The 16348-nt window shown below is 71.4% G+C and carries 11 protein-coding genes and 1 pseudogene; 8 read left to right on the top strand and 4 right to left on the bottom strand.

What is annotated here, in order from left to right:
* Positions 1-79 precede the first annotated feature (79 nt).
* Both ACXJMZ_RS13450 and ACXJMZ_RS13445 read left to right on the top strand, forming a co-directional pair.
* Positions 80-430 (top strand): DUF485 domain-containing protein, encoded by a 351-nt coding sequence (locus ACXJMZ_RS13450; RefSeq protein WP_457030249.1) that lies wholly within the window; start codon positions 80-82, stop codon positions 428-430.
* Positions 427-2034 carry a solute symporter family protein gene (locus ACXJMZ_RS13445; protein ID WP_457030248.1) on the top strand — a complete coding sequence of 536 codons (1608 nt, stop codon included), beginning with the start codon at positions 427-429 and terminating at the stop codon, positions 2032-2034. The genes ACXJMZ_RS13450 and ACXJMZ_RS13445 overlap by 4 nt, the downstream gene beginning before the upstream one ends.
* On the opposite strand, the gene ACXJMZ_RS13440 is transcribed toward ACXJMZ_RS13445, so the two are convergent.
* Positions 2012-2710, bottom strand: coding sequence for a response regulator (locus tag ACXJMZ_RS13440; RefSeq protein ID WP_457030247.1), 699 nt, complete (start codon positions 2708-2710; stop codon positions 2012-2014). The genes ACXJMZ_RS13445 and ACXJMZ_RS13440 overlap by 23 nt on opposite strands.
* Positions 2707-4302 carry an ATP-binding protein gene (locus ACXJMZ_RS13435; RefSeq protein WP_457030246.1) on the bottom strand — a complete coding sequence of 532 codons (1596 nt, stop codon included), beginning with the start codon at positions 4300-4302 and terminating at the stop codon, positions 2707-2709. Before ACXJMZ_RS13435 ends, ACXJMZ_RS13440 begins: the two co-directional genes overlap by 4 nt.
* A gap of 226 nt (positions 4303-4528) precedes the next feature.
* Here ACXJMZ_RS13435 and ACXJMZ_RS13430 point away from each other — a divergent pair, with 226 nt between their 5' ends.
* The 3 genes and pseudogenes from ACXJMZ_RS13430 to ACXJMZ_RS13420 form a co-directional block, all read left to right on the top strand.
* Positions 4529-5350 (top strand): ABC transporter ATP-binding protein, encoded by an 822-nt coding sequence (locus ACXJMZ_RS13430; RefSeq protein WP_457030245.1) that lies wholly within the window; start codon positions 4529-4531, stop codon positions 5348-5350.
* A complete protein-coding gene (locus ACXJMZ_RS13425) occupies positions 5340-6206 on the top strand; it encodes an ABC transporter permease (RefSeq protein WP_457030244.1) in 867 nt (288 codons plus the stop codon). Before ACXJMZ_RS13430 ends, ACXJMZ_RS13425 begins: the two co-directional genes overlap by 11 nt.
* A 39-nt stretch (positions 6207-6245) precedes the next feature.
* A pseudogene (locus tag ACXJMZ_RS13420) lies at positions 6246-7235 on the top strand (ABC transporter substrate-binding protein); the annotation flags it as partial.
* A gap of 1150 nt (positions 7236-8385) precedes the next feature.
* Here the strand turns inward: ACXJMZ_RS13420 and ACXJMZ_RS13415 are convergent.
* Both ACXJMZ_RS13415 and ACXJMZ_RS13410 read right to left on the bottom strand, forming a co-directional pair.
* Entirely contained in the window at positions 8386-9303 is a 918-nt protein-coding gene (locus ACXJMZ_RS13415) for a sucrase ferredoxin (protein ID WP_457030243.1), read from the bottom strand.
* Positions 9304-9485: 182 nt separating this feature from the next.
* On the bottom strand, positions 9486-11939 hold the full coding sequence (locus tag ACXJMZ_RS13410; protein ID WP_457030242.1) for a DNA gyrase/topoisomerase IV subunit A: 2454 nt from the start codon (positions 11937-11939) through the stop codon (positions 9486-9488).
* Positions 11940-12202: 263 nt separating this feature from the next.
* Here ACXJMZ_RS13410 and ACXJMZ_RS13405 point away from each other — a divergent pair, with 263 nt between their 5' ends.
* From ACXJMZ_RS13405 to ACXJMZ_RS13395, 3 genes are all read left to right on the top strand, one after another.
* Complete coding sequence (locus ACXJMZ_RS13405; protein ID WP_457030241.1) at positions 12203-13537, top strand: M16 family metallopeptidase; 1335 nt, start codon at positions 12203-12205, stop codon at positions 13535-13537.
* Positions 13534-14952, top strand: coding sequence for a M16 family metallopeptidase (locus ACXJMZ_RS13400; protein WP_457030240.1), 1419 nt, complete (start codon positions 13534-13536; stop codon positions 14950-14952). Before ACXJMZ_RS13405 ends, ACXJMZ_RS13400 begins: the two co-directional genes overlap by 4 nt.
* A 200-nt stretch (positions 14953-15152) precedes the next feature.
* Positions 15153-16346, top strand: a complete 1194-nt coding sequence (locus ACXJMZ_RS13395) for an RtcB family protein (protein WP_457030239.1) — start codon at positions 15153-15155, stop codon at positions 16344-16346.
* Positions 16347-16348 lie beyond the last annotated feature (2 nt).

The following is a 16348-nucleotide window of genomic DNA, read 5'->3' as shown; positions in this document are numbered from 1 at the left end:
TCCGCGAGGGTTCCATGCTGGAGCGGTCCAGGTGACCGGAGGCTCGCCCTCCGGTGCCGATGCCGACCGTGGAGCAGCCGTGGCCCAACAGGAGATCACACCGCAGCAGAGCGTGGGCCGGGCCGAGGTGTACCGGACGGTGCAGGAGAGCGAGGCGTTCCAGCAGATCCGGCGCGGCTACCGGGGGTTCGTCTTCCCGGCCACCGCCGGCTTCCTCGGCTGGTACCTGCTCTACCTGGTGGCCCAGACCGCCGCCCCCGGCCTGATGCGACAGCAGGTGGCCGGTCCGCTGAACGTGGCCTGGGTGCTCGGCCTGCTGCAGTTCTCCTCCACCTTCGTGCTCACCTGGCTCTACGCCAGGAACGCCCGGGCCGGCCGGGACGCCGCCGCCCTGGAGCTGCGCTGGGACACCCAGGACCAGCTCCGGTGAACAGCGCCCAACACGGCCTGGCCGTGGCCCTGTTCGCCGTCATCGTGCTGGTCACCCTGGGCATCACGCTGTGGGTCGGGCGCCGGGGGCAGGCCGCCGAGGAGTTCTACACCGGCGGCCGGGAGTTCAGTCCGTTGCAGAACGGCCTGGCGCTCTCCGGCGACTACCTCTCGGCCGCCTCCTTCCTCGGCGTCACCGGTCTGATCTCGCTCTACGGCTACGACGGCGTGCTGTACAGCATCGGCTTCCTGGTGGCCTGGCTGGTGGTGCTGATGCTGGTCGCCGAGTTGGTCAGGAACGCGGGCCGGTACACCCTGGCCGACGTGCTGGCGCTGCGGATGCGCCAGCGGCCGGTCCGGGCGGCGGTCGGCAGTGCCAGCGTGGTGGTCACCCTGCTCTACCTGGTCGCGCAGATGGTCGGCGCGGGCAGCCTGGTGGCGCTGCTGCTCGGCACCGGCAGCGGTAGCAGCTCGGCGAAGACCTGGGCGATCGTCGGGGTCGGCGCGCTGATGATCGTCTACGTCACGGTGGGCGGGATGAAGGCCACCACCTGGATCCAGATCGTCAAAGCCGTGCTGCTGGTGGCCGGTTCGGTGCTGCTCACCCTGCTGGTGCTGGTCCGCTTCCACGGCGACCTGGCCGAGCTGATGCGGGCCGCCGCCCGGGGCAGCGGTGCGGGCGAGGCGTTCCTCCAGCCCGGCCTCAAGTACGGGACGAGCCGGGTCAGCCGGCTGGACTTCTTCTCGCTCGGCCTTGCCCTGGTGCTCGGCACCGCAGGGCTGCCGCACATCCTGTCCCGGTTCTACACCGTGCCCACCGCCCGGGCCGCCCGCCGCTCCACGATGTGGGCGATCGGGCTGATCGGCGGCTTCTACCTGATGGCCATCGTGCTCGGTCTGGGCGCCGCCGCGCTGGTCGGCAGCGCCGCCGTCCGGGCCGCCAACCCGGCCGGGAACACGGCGGTTCCGCTGCTGGCCCAGGTGCTCGGCGGGGGAGCGGGCAGCACCGGCGGGGTGCTGCTGTTCGCGCTGATCTCGGCGATCGCCTTCGCCACCATCCTGGCGGTGGTCGCCGGGCTGACGCTGGCCTCCTCGGCCGCCTTCGCCCATGACCTGTTCGCCCGGGCCTGGCGCCGGGAGGACGAACGGCAGGTGACGGAGCGTCAGGAGGTCGCGGTGGCCAGGATCGCGGCCGTGCTGATCGGGGCGCTGGCGATCGGCTTGAGCCTGTACGCCCAGCGGCTGAACGTCGCCTTCCTGGTCGGCCTGGCCTTCGCGGTGGCCGCCTCGGCCAACCTGCCGACCCTGCTCTACTCGCTGTTCTGGCGCCGTTTCACCACCCGGGGCGCGGTCTGGGCGGTGTACGGGGGGCTGGTCCCCGCCGTGCTGCTGGTGCTGTTCTCCCCGGTGGTCTCCGGTTCGCCGACCGCGGTCTTTCCCAGCCTGGACTTCCACTGGTTCCCACTGGAGAACCCGGGCCTGGTCTCCATCCCGGCCGGCTTCCTGGCCGGCTGGCTCGGCACCGTCACCTCGCGGGAGGTCGCCGACCCGGACAAGTACGCGGAGCTGGAGGTCCGTTCACTCACCGGGGCGGGGGCTGCGTAGGCAGCACGTATCGGTGCTCGGGCCGGCCGGTGTCGCCGTAGCGCAGGCTCAGCCGCAGGCGGCTGTCGCGTTCCAGCTGCTTGAGGTAGCGCTGCGCGGTGGAGCGGCTCAGCCCGGTCCGGTCGGCCACCTCCTGGGCGGAGAGCGGGCGCCCGGCCTGCCGGAGGACACCGAGCACCAGGTCGGTGGTGGGCGCCGAGTGGCCCTTGGGCAGGGTGGCCAGCGGGGAGGCGGCGGTGCGCATCGTGGCGTACATCCGGTCCACCTCGTCCTGGCAGGCCTCCCGGGCGGCCGGCCCGGCCAGCGCGTGCCGCAGCTCCGCGTAACTGACCAGCTTCTCGCGCAGCCCGGCGAAGCTGAACGGTTTCACCAGGTACTGCAGGGCGCCGTGCTGCATCGCGGCGTGCACGGTGGAGACGTCCCGGGCGGCCGTCACCATCATCACGTCGCAGCCGATCCCGGCCTCGCGCATCCGGCGGACCAGCACCAGGCCGGTCTCGTCCGGCAGATGGTGGTCCAGCAGCACCAGGTCGACGGGGGTGCGTTCCAGTGCGGCCAGCGCCTCCCCGGCGCTGTGCGCCCGGCCGGTCACCCGGAAGCCCGGCACCTTGGCCACGTAGGCGGCGTGCACGTCGGCCACCCGGAAGTCGTCGTCCACCACGAGTACGTCGATCACGCGATCACCACCGGGTGCAGGGCTTCCGGGAGTTCGACGCTGAACCGGGCGCCGCCGAGCGGCCCCTGATCGACGACCACCTGGCCGCCGGAGCGCTCCACCAGCCGCCGGACCATCGCCAGACCCAGGCCGCGCGGACGGTGTGCGGGGGCGGTCTTGTCGGTCCAGCCCTCCTCGAAGATCCGCTCCCGCAGCTCGGCCGGGACGCCGGGGCCGCTGTCGGCGACCTCGATCAGCAGGGCGTCGCCGCAGACCCGCAGGCCGACCGCGACCACCCCGTCGGAGCGCACCCCGCCGGAGAGCACGTCCAGCGCGTTGTCGACCAGGTTGCCGAGCACCGTGACCAGCGCGCGCGGGTCGACCGCCGCGTCCGGCAGGTGGCTGTCCGCGGTGATCTCCAGCTGGACGCCGCGCTCGGCCGCGACCGCTGCCTTGCCCGCCAACAGGGCGGCCACGTGCGGGTCCTGGACCTGTTCGGCGATCCGGGCGGCGACCGCGGCGTGCGAGCCCGACTGCTCGGAGATGAACTCGGCGGCCTGCTCGTGTCGCCCGAGTTCCAGCAGGCCGAGCAGCGTGTGCATCCGGTTGGCGTGCTCGTGGTCCTGCGCCCGGAGCGCCTCGGTCAGGCTTCGGGTGGTGTCCAACTCCCGGACCAGGGACTCCAGTTCGGTCCGGTCCCGGAGGGTGATCACGGCGCCGTCGTGCTCGGTGGCCATCCGGTTCACCACCAGCACCCGGTCGTCCCGGACGGCGGGCAGGTCGGTGCCCTCGATCCGGCCGGTGAGCACCTCGGCCAGCCGGCCGGGTGGCAGCAGCTCGTCGATCGCCCGCCCGGTGCAGTCCTCGGGCAGCGCGAGCAGCCGGACCGCCTCGTCGTTGGCCAGCCGGACCCGGCCCCGCCGGTCGAGCGCGACCATGCCCTCCCGGATGCTGTGCAGCATCGCCTCCCGCTCGACCAGCAGCGCCGAGATGTCGGCGATCGCGATGTTGTGCGTGCGCCGCTTCAGCCGCCTGGCCAGCACCAGGGTGGCCACCAGCCCGGCCGCCAGGCCCGCGCCCGCGCAGAGCAGGATGCCCGCGACCATGCTGAGCAGCCGCCGCCGGATCGACAGGTCGCTGATCCCGACCGACACCTCGCCGACGATCCGGCCGTCCGCCAGCCGGAGCGGCACCTTGCCCCGGGCCGTCCGGCCCAGCGTGCCCTGCTGGATCGCGGTCACGCTCTCCCCGCGCAGCGCGGGCTCCGGGTCGGTGCTGACCCGGAAACCGATCTTCGACGGGTCGGTGTGCGAGAGCCGGATGCCGTCCAGGTCGGTGATCACCACGAAGCTCGCACCGGTGGCCAGCCGGATCTGCTCGGCGTCGCGCTGGGCGGCCACCGCGTCCTGGTCCGCCGCGGCCCGGGCGATTGCCTCGTCGGCCGCCGTGGACTGGGCGATCGACAGCGCACGCTGCTTGGCGTCGTGGTCCAGCTCCCGGCTCACCGGGGCCAGGAACAGGCCGGCCGTCACGGCGGTGACCCCGACCGTGACCACGGTCTGGCTCAGCAGCAGCTGGGCGAAGACCCGGCGGGGCCAGTGCGGACGTCTCATCGCGGGTCTCCTTTCGAGACGGCTTGGGTGGGATCGACACCATATGTTTCCGCGGTGTTTCTGTCAGCCCCGCTCCGCTGTTGTAACGGAAGCAAAAGGAGCAGAACAGCCCTCAACGCCAGGAAGTCGCAGTACGCCCGCAAGGGTGCCGCCGTGACCCGCGCCACTCCTAACCTCCGGGGCAGACACAGACCCCGGCGATGGCGCCGGGACCACGGAGGTGGATATGAGCGGGCTGACAACCACAGCCCCGGCGATCGAGTTGACCGGTGCGACCAAGCGGTTCAGGACCCCCTCGGGCACCCTGCACACCGCCGTACGGGACCTCGATCTGACGGTGGCCCCGGGCGAGTTCGTCGCGGTGGTCGGCCCGACCGGCTGCGGGAAGTCCACCACGCTGACCCTGGTCAGCGGCCTGGAGGAGCCGACCGAGGGCGAGGTGCGGGTCCACGGCGAGAACGTCGAGGGGATCAACAGCCAGGTCGGCTTCGTCTTCCAGCAGGACGCGGTCTTCCCCTGGCGGACGGTGCTCTCCAACGTGATGGCGGGCCCGCGCTTCCGCGGCGTCCCGGCGGCCGAGGCCCGCGAACGGGCCCGTGACTGGCTCTCCAGGGTCGGCCTGGCCGCCTTCGAGGACCGCTACCCGCACCAGCTCTCCGGCGGTATGCGCAAGCGCGTCGCGCTCGCCCAGACCTTCGTCAACGACCCGAAGATCCTGCTGATGGACGAGCCCTTCTCGGCCCTCGACGTGCAGACCCGGGCCCTGATGTCCGATCAGCTGCTCGAACTCTGGGCCGGTACCGGCTCCTCGGTCGTCTTCGTCACCCACGACCTGGACGAGGCGATCGCGCTCGCCGACCGGGTGGTGGTCATGACGGCGGGCCCCGCCACCGTCAAGCAGATCTTCACCGTGGACCTGCCCCGGCCGCGGACCGTGGAGGCCGTCCGGCTGGAGCCGCGCTTCGTCGAGCTCTACCGCGAGATCTGGGCGTCGCTGGGCGAAGAGGTCCGCATCACCCGTGAGAGAGGAGCGGGCAATGCCGCTTGAGACCGCCGTCGCCGCACCGGCCGCCGAACCTGTCGTCACCCGCACCGCCGCCCGCGAACGGGCCGCCCGGAACCGGAAGTTCACCGTGTACGGGGCCAGGGCGGGCGTACTGGTCGCCTTCCTCGGCCTCTGGGAACTGTCCGCCCGGAGCGGGGTCATCGACCCGTTCAACTTCTCCCAGCCGTCGAAGATCTGGGCCCAGATCTGGCAGTGGATCACCCACGGCACCGCCCAGGGATCGCTCGGCGAGCAGATCGGCTACACCCTCTACGAAGCCCTCACCGGCTGGGTGATCGGTGTCACCTGCGGTGTCCTGCTGGGCATCGCGCTCGGCCGGATCCGCTTCCTGGCTGACGTGTTCGGCCCGTACATCAAGGTCCTGAACGCCATCCCGCGGATCGTGCTGGCCCCGATCTTCCTGATCTGGTTCGGCCTCGGCCCGGCCTCCAAGGTCGCCTCCGCGGTGGTGCTGGTCTTCTTCCCGGTCTTCTTCAACGCCTTCCAGGGGGCACGCGAGGTGGACCGCAACCTGATCGCCAACGCCCGCATCCTGGGCGCCGACAACCGCAGGCTCACCCTTCAGGTGGTCATCCCCGCCGCCACCACCTGGATCTTCACCAGCCTGCACGTCAGCTTCGGCTTCGCCCTGATCGGCGCCATCGTCGGCGAGTACATCGGCGCCACCAAGGGCCTCGGCCTGCTGGTCGCGGCCGCCCAGGGCACCTTCAACGCCGCGGGTGTGTACGCCGCGATGACCATCCTCGCCGTGGTCGCCCTGTTCACCGAAGGCCTGCTCACCTTCGCCGAGAAGCGGCTCTTCCGCTGGAAGCCGGCCGACTCCGGCGACGGCCGCTGACGCTCCCTCACCCCACCCGCAGAGATAGGCAGATCCCCCATGCGCAGAACCGCCGCCGCAGCCGTCGCCGCCGCGCTGCTCCTCTCCCTCACCGCCTGTGCCAACGACGCCGCCTCCTCCACCCACGCCGAGGCCGGGCAGCAGGTCGAAGGACCCAAGGTCAAGATCATGGTCGGTGGCCTGGACAAGGTCATCTACCTGCCCGCGATGCTCACCCAGCGGCTCGGCCACTTCGCCCAGGCCGGCGTCAACGTCGAGCTGCTGAGCGAACCGGCCGGCGTCAACGCCACCACCGCCCTGCTCGCCGGGGACGTCCAGGGAGCGGTCGGCTTCTACGACCACACCATCGACCTGCAGGCCAAGGGCAAGAACGTCGAGTCGGTGGTCCAGTTCTCGCAGGCACCCGGCGAGGTCGAGGTGGTCTCCGCCAAGCAGGCCGACACGATCAAGTCCGGCGCGGACTTCAAGGGCAAGAAGCTCGGCGTCACCAGCATCGGCTCCTCCACCGACTTCCTCACCAAGTACCTCGCCGTCAAGAACGGCGTCGCGGTCAGCGAGTTCAGCCCGATCGCGGTCGGCGCCGGGCAGACCTTCATCGCCGCCATGCAGCAGGGCAGCATCGACGCCGGCATGACCACCGACCCCACGGTGGCCAACATCCTCGCCAAGAACATCGGCACGGTGCTCTACGACATGCGCACCCCCGAGGGCTCCAAGGCCGCCCTCGGCGGGCTCTACCCGTCCTCCTCGCTCTACATGAACACCGACTGGGTCGAGAAGAACAAGGACACCGCCCAGAAGCTGGCGAACGCCTTCGTGAAGACCCTCAAGTGGATGTCCACCCACACCCCCGCCGAGATCGCCGCCCAGATGCCGGCCGACTACGCCCAGGGCGGCGCCGAACAGTACGCCGAGGCGATCAAGGCCACCCTGCCGATGTTCACCACCGACGGCGTGATGCCGCCCGAGGGCCCGAAGACCGTGCTGGCCGTGCTCGCCGCCTTCCACCCGGACGTCAAGGGCAAGGAAGCCTCGGGGGCGGCGCCGGGGCTATCGTTCGTCCGCATGACCGTCACCACCGTCCTGGTCGACACCACCGTGGCCTGGTCCGTCCTGGCCGGGCTGCTGCTCGGCCGTCGGCTGCTGCGCCGCCCGGCCCCGCCCGGGGCCGGACGCACCGTCGGCCCGGAGGTGCTGCTGGCCGGGGTCATCGGCCTGATCTACCTCAACCAACTGCTCTGCGCCGCCTACCTGCTGCGGGTGCACGGCGGCGACACCTCCTTCGTCACCCGCTACCTGCCGCCGGGCTGGTTCGCCCAGCCGGACGGCAACCCGCTGGTCCGCCTGGTCGCCGAGCACCTGCCCGCACCGACGCTGTTCGGGCCCACCGTGCTCCGGGTCCAGGCCTTCCTCGAGCTGCCGTTCGTGCTGCTCGCGTACGGCACGGTGCTGCGCCGGCTCAGCCCCGTGCTCTACCGGACCGTGCTCGGCTCCCGGCCGCTGGTGTGGTCGGCCGTGCTCTCGTACACGGTGGTCTTCGGGGCGGTCGAGTGGGGCCTGCCCAACCCCTGGACCGTGCAGGACCTGGCGATCCGGGTGGTGTCGGCACTGCTCACCGCCCCGCTGCTCACCACCTTCGCCCGGCGCGAGCGAGGTGCCGACCGACAGCCCGGGGCGGTCGGCGTGCTGCTCTTCGGCGCTTCGCTCTGGGCCGTAGGCCAGCTGGTCATGGTGGTCTACGACACCGCACTGCTCTACAACCTGGGCCACCTGGGCGCCCGTTGGCGCGAGCTGCTGCTCGCCCTGGCGGTGCTCACGGTCACCGCCCGGTGGCAGCCGGCCCGCCCGGCCGGGGGCGCGAGCGTGGCCGCCCTGGACGCGGTGCTGCGCCGCTCACTGGTGCTCTTCCTGGTGCCGGCACTGGCGATCCGCTACAGCGCCGACTTCGGCACCCTGCTGCTCGCGGCGGGCGGGGCCCTGTTGGTCGGCGGGGTCGCCCTCTGGCACCGGCCGGTCCGTGACGCACTGCTCCCGCTCGCCCTCGGCGGGGCGGTCGGAATGGCTGCCGCGTACCTGGCGGTGCGGCTGGTCATCGACGTCTACTACGAGAGCGCCCTGCTGAGGGCGATGGTCACCCTGCTCGTGGTCACGACGCTTACCTGCGCCCTGGCGGACCGCCTCAGGCCTGAGCCGCAGTCAGTTCGCGCAGTGAGCTGACGTCCATCCGGGCCGGGGTGGCCGGGCTCTTGCCGCAGCTCTCCGCCCGGGGCGGCTCGCTGACCCCCTGCACCACGTCGGCCTGCCAGCGGCGACCGTCGATGTGCCGGACCGTCACCGACCAGGCGCCCTCGGCGGTCTCCTGCTGAGTGAGCGTCAGCGCGTCCGCCCCGGCCTCCCCGGTCAGCTCCCGGACGGCCTGCTCGGCAGCCTGGCCCGGCCGGTCCCAGTACGAGCGGCCACGCGACCACTCGGTCACGGTGTGCCCGGCGGCGGTCGCCGCCAGCACCTCCTTGGCACCCGTCGGCGTCAGCCGCCCGTACGCGTAGCCGAACGGCAGCACCAGCATGGTGGGGGAGAACCGGTGCCCGCCCAGATGGGTGACCTCCCACACCTCGGCATGCCCGGCTGCCGCCAGCTCGGCCGCCAACGGCCGGCCCAGCAGGGCGCAGCAGCGGTCCCGCCGGCCGTTGGTGCACACCAGCGCCAGCGGGTCACCCCGGTGCTCGGTGCCGAAGCCACCGTGCACGCCCGCGCCCAGCGCGGCGAAGTCCAGCGCGAGCAGCTCGGCCGGATCGGCCACCACGCTCCGTCGCACCCAGGAGTTGCCCGGCGCCGTGTGTGCCACGAGCACCTCGTGCCGGGCGGTCGGCAGACAGTCCGCATGCCGCCCCGGGCGCCGGATCAGCGCGATCCGCACCCCCGTACCCACCGCCGCAGCGTCCAACGCCCGCCCGATACCGGCATCCAGATGGCTCTCGGTCAGCGCCTTCGCGCCCCACGGCCCGGCCTGCTCGACCAACAGCCAGGTCGCCGCCGTCGCCGCGGTGGCAGCCAAAGGCTCGGTCAGTTCGCGCGACAACGTTGCACAGGTGCTCACAGAGGCCAGGCTACCCTCAGGCCGGCCAGGGGCTCGGGCACCTGCGCTCCGGGCATGAGCCACCAGGGGCTCGGGGAACTGCGACGCCGACCTCGGAAAAGGTCACCGTTGCGTAGGTGGTCAGGCACTTTGCGGTGTGACCCGCACGCCAGACCTCCTCGCAGCTCCCCGAGCGCCTGAACCTAGGAGGCCGGCCCCGCCACCACCGCGACGGTGCCCGTCACCGGGATGCCCGAGCCGTCCCGGCGAGGGTCGCGCTCCGGCAGCTCGACCGGAGCTCCCGCCGCCGTGGCCGCACGGGCCGGTGCCGGGCCCGCCCAGGCGAACGCGAGGGCGTCCTCACCGCGCAGGAAGCGTTGGCACCGCACCCCACCCGTGGCCCGCCCCTTCCGCGGGTACTGCTCGAACGGCGTGACCTTCCAGCTGGTGTGCTCACCACCCGTCAGCGTCGCCGAGGCGGCCGCGACCGAGACCACCACCGCGTCCACCGCCGGGTCCACCGCCGTGAACGACAGCACCCGTGCGCCGTCCGCCAGCTTCACACCCGCCATACCGCCCGCCGGGCGGCCCTGCGGACGGACCTGCCCCGCCGGGTAGCGCAGCAACTGGGCATCGGACGTGATGAAGACCAAGTCCTCCTCGCCCGTGCGCAGTTCGACCGCGCCGATCACGGCGTCACCCTCCTTGAGGGCGATCACCTCGAACTCGTCCTTGTTGGCCGGCCACTCCGGCACCACCCGCTTCACCACACCCTGCACCGTGCCCAGCGCCAGCCCCGGCGAGGACTCGTCCAGCGTGGTCAGCCCGATCACCCGCTCGCCGTCCTCCAGCCGGAGGAACTCGCTCACCGCCGCCCCGCCCGCCAGCGACAGCGTCGGCGACGGCGGCAGCGCGGGCAGGTCGATCACCGGCAGCCGCAACGCCCGCCCGGCCGAGGTCACCACGCCCACGTCACCCCGGGCCGTGGCCGACACCGCCGACACCACCACGTCGTGCTTGGCCCGCGACTCCGACAGCTCCACCGGCTCGCCGTCCGCCAGCCGGGCCAGCAGGCCCGTCGAGGAGAGCAGCACCCGGCACGGGTCGTCCGCGACCTCCAGCGGCACCGACAGCGTGGCGGTCGGCACCGCGCCGGCCTCCAGCAGCACCGTCCGCCGCTCGGTGCCGAACTGCTTGGACACCGCGCCGAGTTCGTTCGACACCACGCTGCGCAGCTTGCTGTCCGACTCCAGGATCTCGGTCAGATCAGAGATCTCCGAGAGCAGCTTGGCCTGCTCCGCCTCCAGCTCCACCCGGTCGAACCGGGTGAGCCGACGCAGCGGAGTGTCCAGGATGTACGAGGTCTGCGTCTCCGACAGGGAGAAACGCTCCATCAGGCGCTCCTTGGCCTGCGTCGCGTTCTCGCTCGCGCGGATGATCGCGATCACCTCGTCGATGTCGACGAGCGCGACCAGCAGACCCTCGACCAGGTGCAGCCGCTCCTGGCGCTTGCGCCGGCGGAAGTCGCTTCGCCGCCGCACCACCGTGAAGCGGTGGTCGACATAGACCTCCAGCAGCTCCTTCAGACCCAGCGTCAGCGGCTGGCCGTCGACCAGCGCCACGTTGTTGATGCCGAAGGTCTCCTCCATCGGCGTCAGCTTGTAGAGCTGCTCCAGCAGCGCCTCCGGCACGAAGCCGTTCTTCACCTCGATCACCAGACGCAGACCGTGCGAACGGTCCGTCAGGTCCTTGACGTCGGCGATGCCCTGGAGCTTCTTCGACCCGACCAGGTCCTTGATCTTGGCGATCACCTTCTCCGGACCGACCGTGAACGGCAGCTCGGTGACCACGATGCCCTTGCGCCGCGCCGTCACCGCCTCGATCGACACCGTCGCCCGGATCTTGAAGGTGCCACGGCCGTTCTCGTAAGCGTCCCGGATGCCGGACAGCCCGACGATCCGGCCGCCCGTCGGCAGGTCCGGGCCCGGCACGAACCGCATCAGGGTGTCGAGATCCGCCGTCGGATGCTTGATCAGATGCCGGGCGGCGGCCACCACCTCGGCCAGGTTGTGCGGCGGCATGTTGGTCGCCATACCGACCGCGATCCCGGTCGCGCCGTTCACCAGCAGATTCGGGAAGGCGGCGGGGAGCACGGTCGGCTCCTGCTCGCTGCCGTCGTAGTTCGGCCCGAAATCGACGGTGTCCTCGTGGATCGACTCCACCAGCGCCATCGAGGCGGCCGTCAGCCGCGACTCGGTGTACCGCATCGCGGCCGGCGGGTCGTCGTTGCCGAGCGAACCGAAGTTCCCGTGACCGTCGATCAGCGGCAGCCGCATCGAGAACGGCTGCGCCATCCGGACCACGGAGTCGTAGATCGAGGCGTCACCGTGCGGGTGCAGACGGCCCATCACCTCGCCGACCACCCGCGCACACTTCACGTGCGCACGATCCGGGCGCAGGCCCATCTCGTTGGCCTGGTACAGGATGCGCCGGTGCACCGGCTTGAGGCCGTCCCGGGCGTCGGGCAGAGCACGGGAGTAGATGACCGAGTAGGCGTACTCCAGGAAGGAGCCCTGCATCTCGTCCACCACGTCCACGTCGAGGATGCGCTCCTCGAAGTCTCCGGGCGGCGGGGTGGGCGAACTGCGGCGGGCCATCGCGGCGGGGCTCCCTTACGTCTCTGACGGGTACTTCGGTAACTGTCCGGGGGGCTGCTGGGGTACGGCGCCCCCCATTGTGGACCCTCGCACCGACAGCCTCGGTCAACCCCCTCCCCACGAGCTCCCCCAGAGCGCACTTCCGCCCGTGGCGAACGCCCTGCTGGCGCGGGCACATCCAAGCGCCTCACGCGTTGCACCACAATGAGGGAACGGCAATCCAGCCGCCCGGACCGACGACTCGAAGACGGGAAGGACCCAGCATGGCCAACCCGGCCCCCGCCTCCACCCGAGGCCTCGCCATCACCGAGCACCGCCTGGCCAACGGCCTGCGCGTGGTGCTCTCCGAGGACCACCTCACCCCGGTGACCGCCGTCTGCCTCTGGTACGACGTCGGCTCCCGCCACGAGGTGAAGGGGCGCACCGGCCTGGCCCACCTGTTCGAGCACCTGATGTTCCAGGGCTCGGCCAACGTGTCCAACAACGGCCACTTCGAACTGGTCCAGGGCGCCGGCGGCTCCCTCAACGGCACCACCAGCTTCGAGCGCACCAACTACTTCGAGACCATGCCCGCCCACCAACTCGAGCTCGCGCTCTGGCTGGAGGCCGACCGGATGGGCTCCCTGCTGGCCGCCCTCGACGACACCTCGATGGAGAACCAGCGCGACGTCGTCAAGAACGAGCGCCGCCAGCGCTACGACAACGTCCCGTACGGCACCGCCTTCGAGAAGCTCACCGCACTCTCCTTCCCGGACGGCCACCCGTACCACCACACCCCGATCGGCTCGATGGCCGACCTGGACGCGGCCACCCTGGAGGACGCCCGGGAGTTCTTCCGGACGAACTACGCGCCCAACAACGCCGTGCTCTCCATCGTCGGCGACCTCGACCCCGAGCAGACCATCGCCTGGGTCGAGAAGTACTTCGGCACCATCCCCGCCCACGACGGCAAGCAGCCGCCGCGCGACGGCGCCCTGCCCGAGGTGATCGGCCAGGAGATCCGCGAACTCGTCCAGGAGGACGTCCCCTCCCGGGCGTTGATGGCCGCCTACCGCCTGCCGCACGACGGCACCCGCGAGGCCGACGCCGCCGACCTGGCGCTCACCATCCTCGGCTCCGGCGAGTCCAGCCGCCTCTACAGCCGACTGGTCCGCCGCGACCGCACCGCCGTCACCGCCGGCTTCGGCCTGCTCCGGCTGTCCGGCGCACCCTCGCTCGGCTGGCTCGACGTCAAGACCTCCGGCGACGCCACCATCGACCGGATCGAGACCGCCGTCGACGAGGAGCTCGCCCGGTTCGCCGCCGAGGGCCCCAGCGCCGAGGAACTCGAGCGCGCCCAGGCCCAGATCGAACGCGAGTGGCTCGACCGGCTCGCCACCGTGGCCGGCCGCGCCGACGAACTCTGCCGCTACGCCGTCCTGTTCGGCGACCCCAAGCTGCTCAACGAGGCACTCGGCAAGGTCCTCGACGTCACCGCCGACGAGGTCAAGGCGGTCGCCGCCGCCCGGCTGCGCCCCGACAACCGCGCGGTCCTGGTCTACGAGCCCACCACCACAGACGACGCTGCCGAGACCGAGGACGAGGAGGCGGCGGCATGACCGACCCCACCCCCACCATGACCTTCCACCCGCAGCCGACCGCGGGCACCCCCACCCCCTGGGCCTTCCCGGCCCCCGAGCGCACCACCCTGGCCAACGGCCTCACGGTGCTGCACTGCCACCGCCCGGGCCAGCAACTCGTCGCCGTGGAAATCCAGTTGGACGCCCCGCTGGCCGCCGAACCGGACGGCCTGGACGGCATCGCCAACATCCTCTCCCGCGCCCTCAGCGAGGGCACCGACACCCTCACCGCCGAGGAGTACGCCGGCGAGCTGGAGCGGGCCGGTGCCACCCTGGACGCACACGCCGACCACCCCGGCATCCGGGTCTCGCTGGAGGTCCCGGCCTCCCGCCTGGAGCGCGGCCTCACCCTGCTCGCCGACGCCCTGCGCGCCCCCGCCCTCCCCGAGGACGAGATCGAGCGGCTGGTCGCCAACCGCCTCGACGAGATCGTCCACGAGCAGGCCAACCCGGCCCGCCGCGCCGCCAAGGCGCTCTACGCCACCCTCTTCGAGGAGGCCGACCGGCTCTCCCGCCCGCGCAGCGGCACCGCCGACACCGTCAAGAACATCACCCGGGCCGCCGTCCAGTCCTTCTACGCCGATCACGTCAGGCCCGCCACCGCCACCGCCGTGGTGGTCGGCGACCTGACCGGCATCGACCTCGGCGCGCTGCTCGAAGCCACCCTCGGCAGCTGGACCGCCGCCCCCACCGCCGCCGGCACGCACGCCCCGGTCAGCGCCGACGACGCCGGACGCGTCGTCATCGTCGACCGCCCCGGCTCCGTCCAGACCCAGCTGCTGATCGGCCGGATCGGCCCCGACCGCCACGACCCGCTCTGGGCCGCCCAGATCCTCGGCACCTACTGCCTCGGTGGCACCCTCACCTCCCGGCTCGACCGCGTGCTGCGCGAGGAGAAGGGCTACACCTACGGCGTCCGGGCCTTCGCCCAGCCGCTGCGCTCCAACGCCGAGGGCTCCGGCCGCGCCCTGCTCGCCATCAGCGGTTCGGTGGACACCGCCTCCACCGCCCCCGCCCTGGCCGACACCTGGACCATCCTGCGCACGCTGGCCGCCGAGGGCCTCACCGACGACGAGCGTGAAGAGGCCGTCCAGTTCCTGGTCGGGGTCGCCCCGCTCAAGTACGAGACGGCCGGCTCGGTCGCCGCCACCCTGGCCGACCAGGTCGAGCAGTACCTGCCGGACGACTACCAGGCCGAGATCTACCGGCAGCTCGCCGCCCTCGACACCGCCGCCGCCACCGCAGCCGTGGTCGCCGCCTTCCCGCCGGACCGGCTGGTCACCGTGCTGGTCGGCGACGCCTCCGTGATCGCGGACGAGCATCAGCTCCGTCGGGCCGTCGCCGTTCACGCCGTTTATTCCGTTGCCGGGGCGTTGCCCCCTGTGGCTAGATAGCACCCGTCGCCCGGTCGGGCGGCCACACACAGGAGAGGAGGCGGTCACCATGCGGGTCGAGCGAACCAGCTCCCTCAGGCGACCGTACTTCCCCTGTACCGCTCGCTGAGCGCTCTCGACTCTCCCGAGCCACGCCGGAAGCTTCGCGCGGCACCCCTTCACTAAGCTTGGAACCAGCCGACCCCTGGAGGTCGTTCACCATGTCGTACACCGAAGTCCCCGGCATCCGGGTCCCGATCCGGATGTGGACCAACCCCTCGACGGTCGAGGGCCAGGCCATGCAGCAGCTGCGCAACATCAGCTCGCTCCCGTGGCTGCACGGCCTCGCCGTGATGCCCGACGTCCACCTGGGCAAGGGCGCCACCGTCGGCTCCGTCATCGCCATGAAGGGCGCGGTCTGCCCGGCGGCGGTCGGTGTCGACATCGGTTGCGGCATGAGTGCGGTGAAGACCTCGCTGACCGCGAAGGATCTTCCCGACGACCTGTCGCGGCTGCGTTCCAAGATCGAGCAGGTCATCCCGGTGGGCCGTGGCCTGCACTCCGACCCGGTCGACCCGAAGAAGCTGCACGGCTTCGCGACGGCGGGGTGGGACGACTTCTGGAGCCGCTTCGACGGCATCGCCGGCGAGGTGAAGTGGCGGCGGGAGCGGGCCATGCAGCAGATGGGCACGCTGGGCGGGGGGAATCACTATCTCGAACTACTGTTCGATACCTCGGGATCTATCTGGATCACTCTGCACTCCGGTTCGCGGAACATCGGCAAGGAGCTGGCGGAGTACCACATGGGCGTTGCCCGGTCGCTCTCGCACAACCAAGGCCTGGTGGATCGGGACCTCGCAGTCTTCATCGCGGACACTCCGCAGATGGCGGCCTACCGCAGCGACCTGTTCTGGGCACAGGAGTACGCCAAGAACAACCGCGCGATCATGATGGCGCTGTTCAAGGACATCGTCCGGCGTGAGTTCCCCAAGGCGAAGGTCGCCTTCGAGGAGGAGATCAGCTGCCACCACAACTACGTGGCGGAGGAGCAGTACGACGGTGTCGATCTACTGGTGACCCGGAAGGGCGCGATCCGTGCGGGCAACGGTGAGTACGGGATCATCCCGGGCTCGATGGGCACCAGCTCGTACATTGTCCGTGGCCTCGGCAACGAGGCGGCGTTCAACTCGGCTTCGCACGGCGCGGGCCGGAAGATGAGCCGGACGGTCGCGAAGAAGACGTTCACCGCACAGGACCTGGCGGAGCAGACCAAGGGCGTCGAGTGCCGTAAGGACAGCGGCGTCGTGGACGAGATCCCGGGCGCGTACAAGTCGATCGAGAAGGTCATGGAGCAGCAGCGTGACCTGGTCGAGGTGGTCGCCCAGCTCAAGCAGGTCATCTGCGTGAAGGGTTGAGA

It is taken from the genome of Kitasatospora sp. P5_F3 (genome assembly GCF_054049135.1).
This window is presented reverse-complemented; position numbering and strand designations above follow the sequence as displayed.

Bases quoted from the DNA above. Each gene is read 5' to 3' on its own strand.
- ACXJMZ_RS13435 (WP_457030246.1), bottom strand. From the start codon at position 4,302: ATGAGACGTCCGCACTGGCCCCGCCGGGTCTTCGCCCAGCTGCTGCTG.
- ACXJMZ_RS13430 (WP_457030245.1), top strand. From the start codon at position 4,529: ATGAGCGGGCTGACAACCACAGCCCCGGCGATCGAGTTGACCGGTGCG.
- ACXJMZ_RS13425 (WP_457030244.1), top strand. From the start codon at position 5,340: ATGCCGCTTGAGACCGCCGTCGCCGCACCGGCCGCCGAACCTGTCGTC.
- ACXJMZ_RS13410 (WP_457030242.1), bottom strand. From the start codon at position 11,939: ATGGCCCGCCGCAGTTCGCCCACCCCGCCGCCCGGAGACTTCGAGGAG.
- ACXJMZ_RS13405 (WP_457030241.1), top strand. From the start codon at position 12,203: ATGGCCAACCCGGCCCCCGCCTCCACCCGAGGCCTCGCCATCACCGAG.
- ACXJMZ_RS13400 (WP_457030240.1), top strand. From the start codon at position 13,534: ATGACCGACCCCACCCCCACCATGACCTTCCACCCGCAGCCGACCGCG.
- ACXJMZ_RS13395 (WP_457030239.1), top strand. From the start codon at position 15,153: ATGTCGTACACCGAAGTCCCCGGCATCCGGGTCCCGATCCGGATGTGG.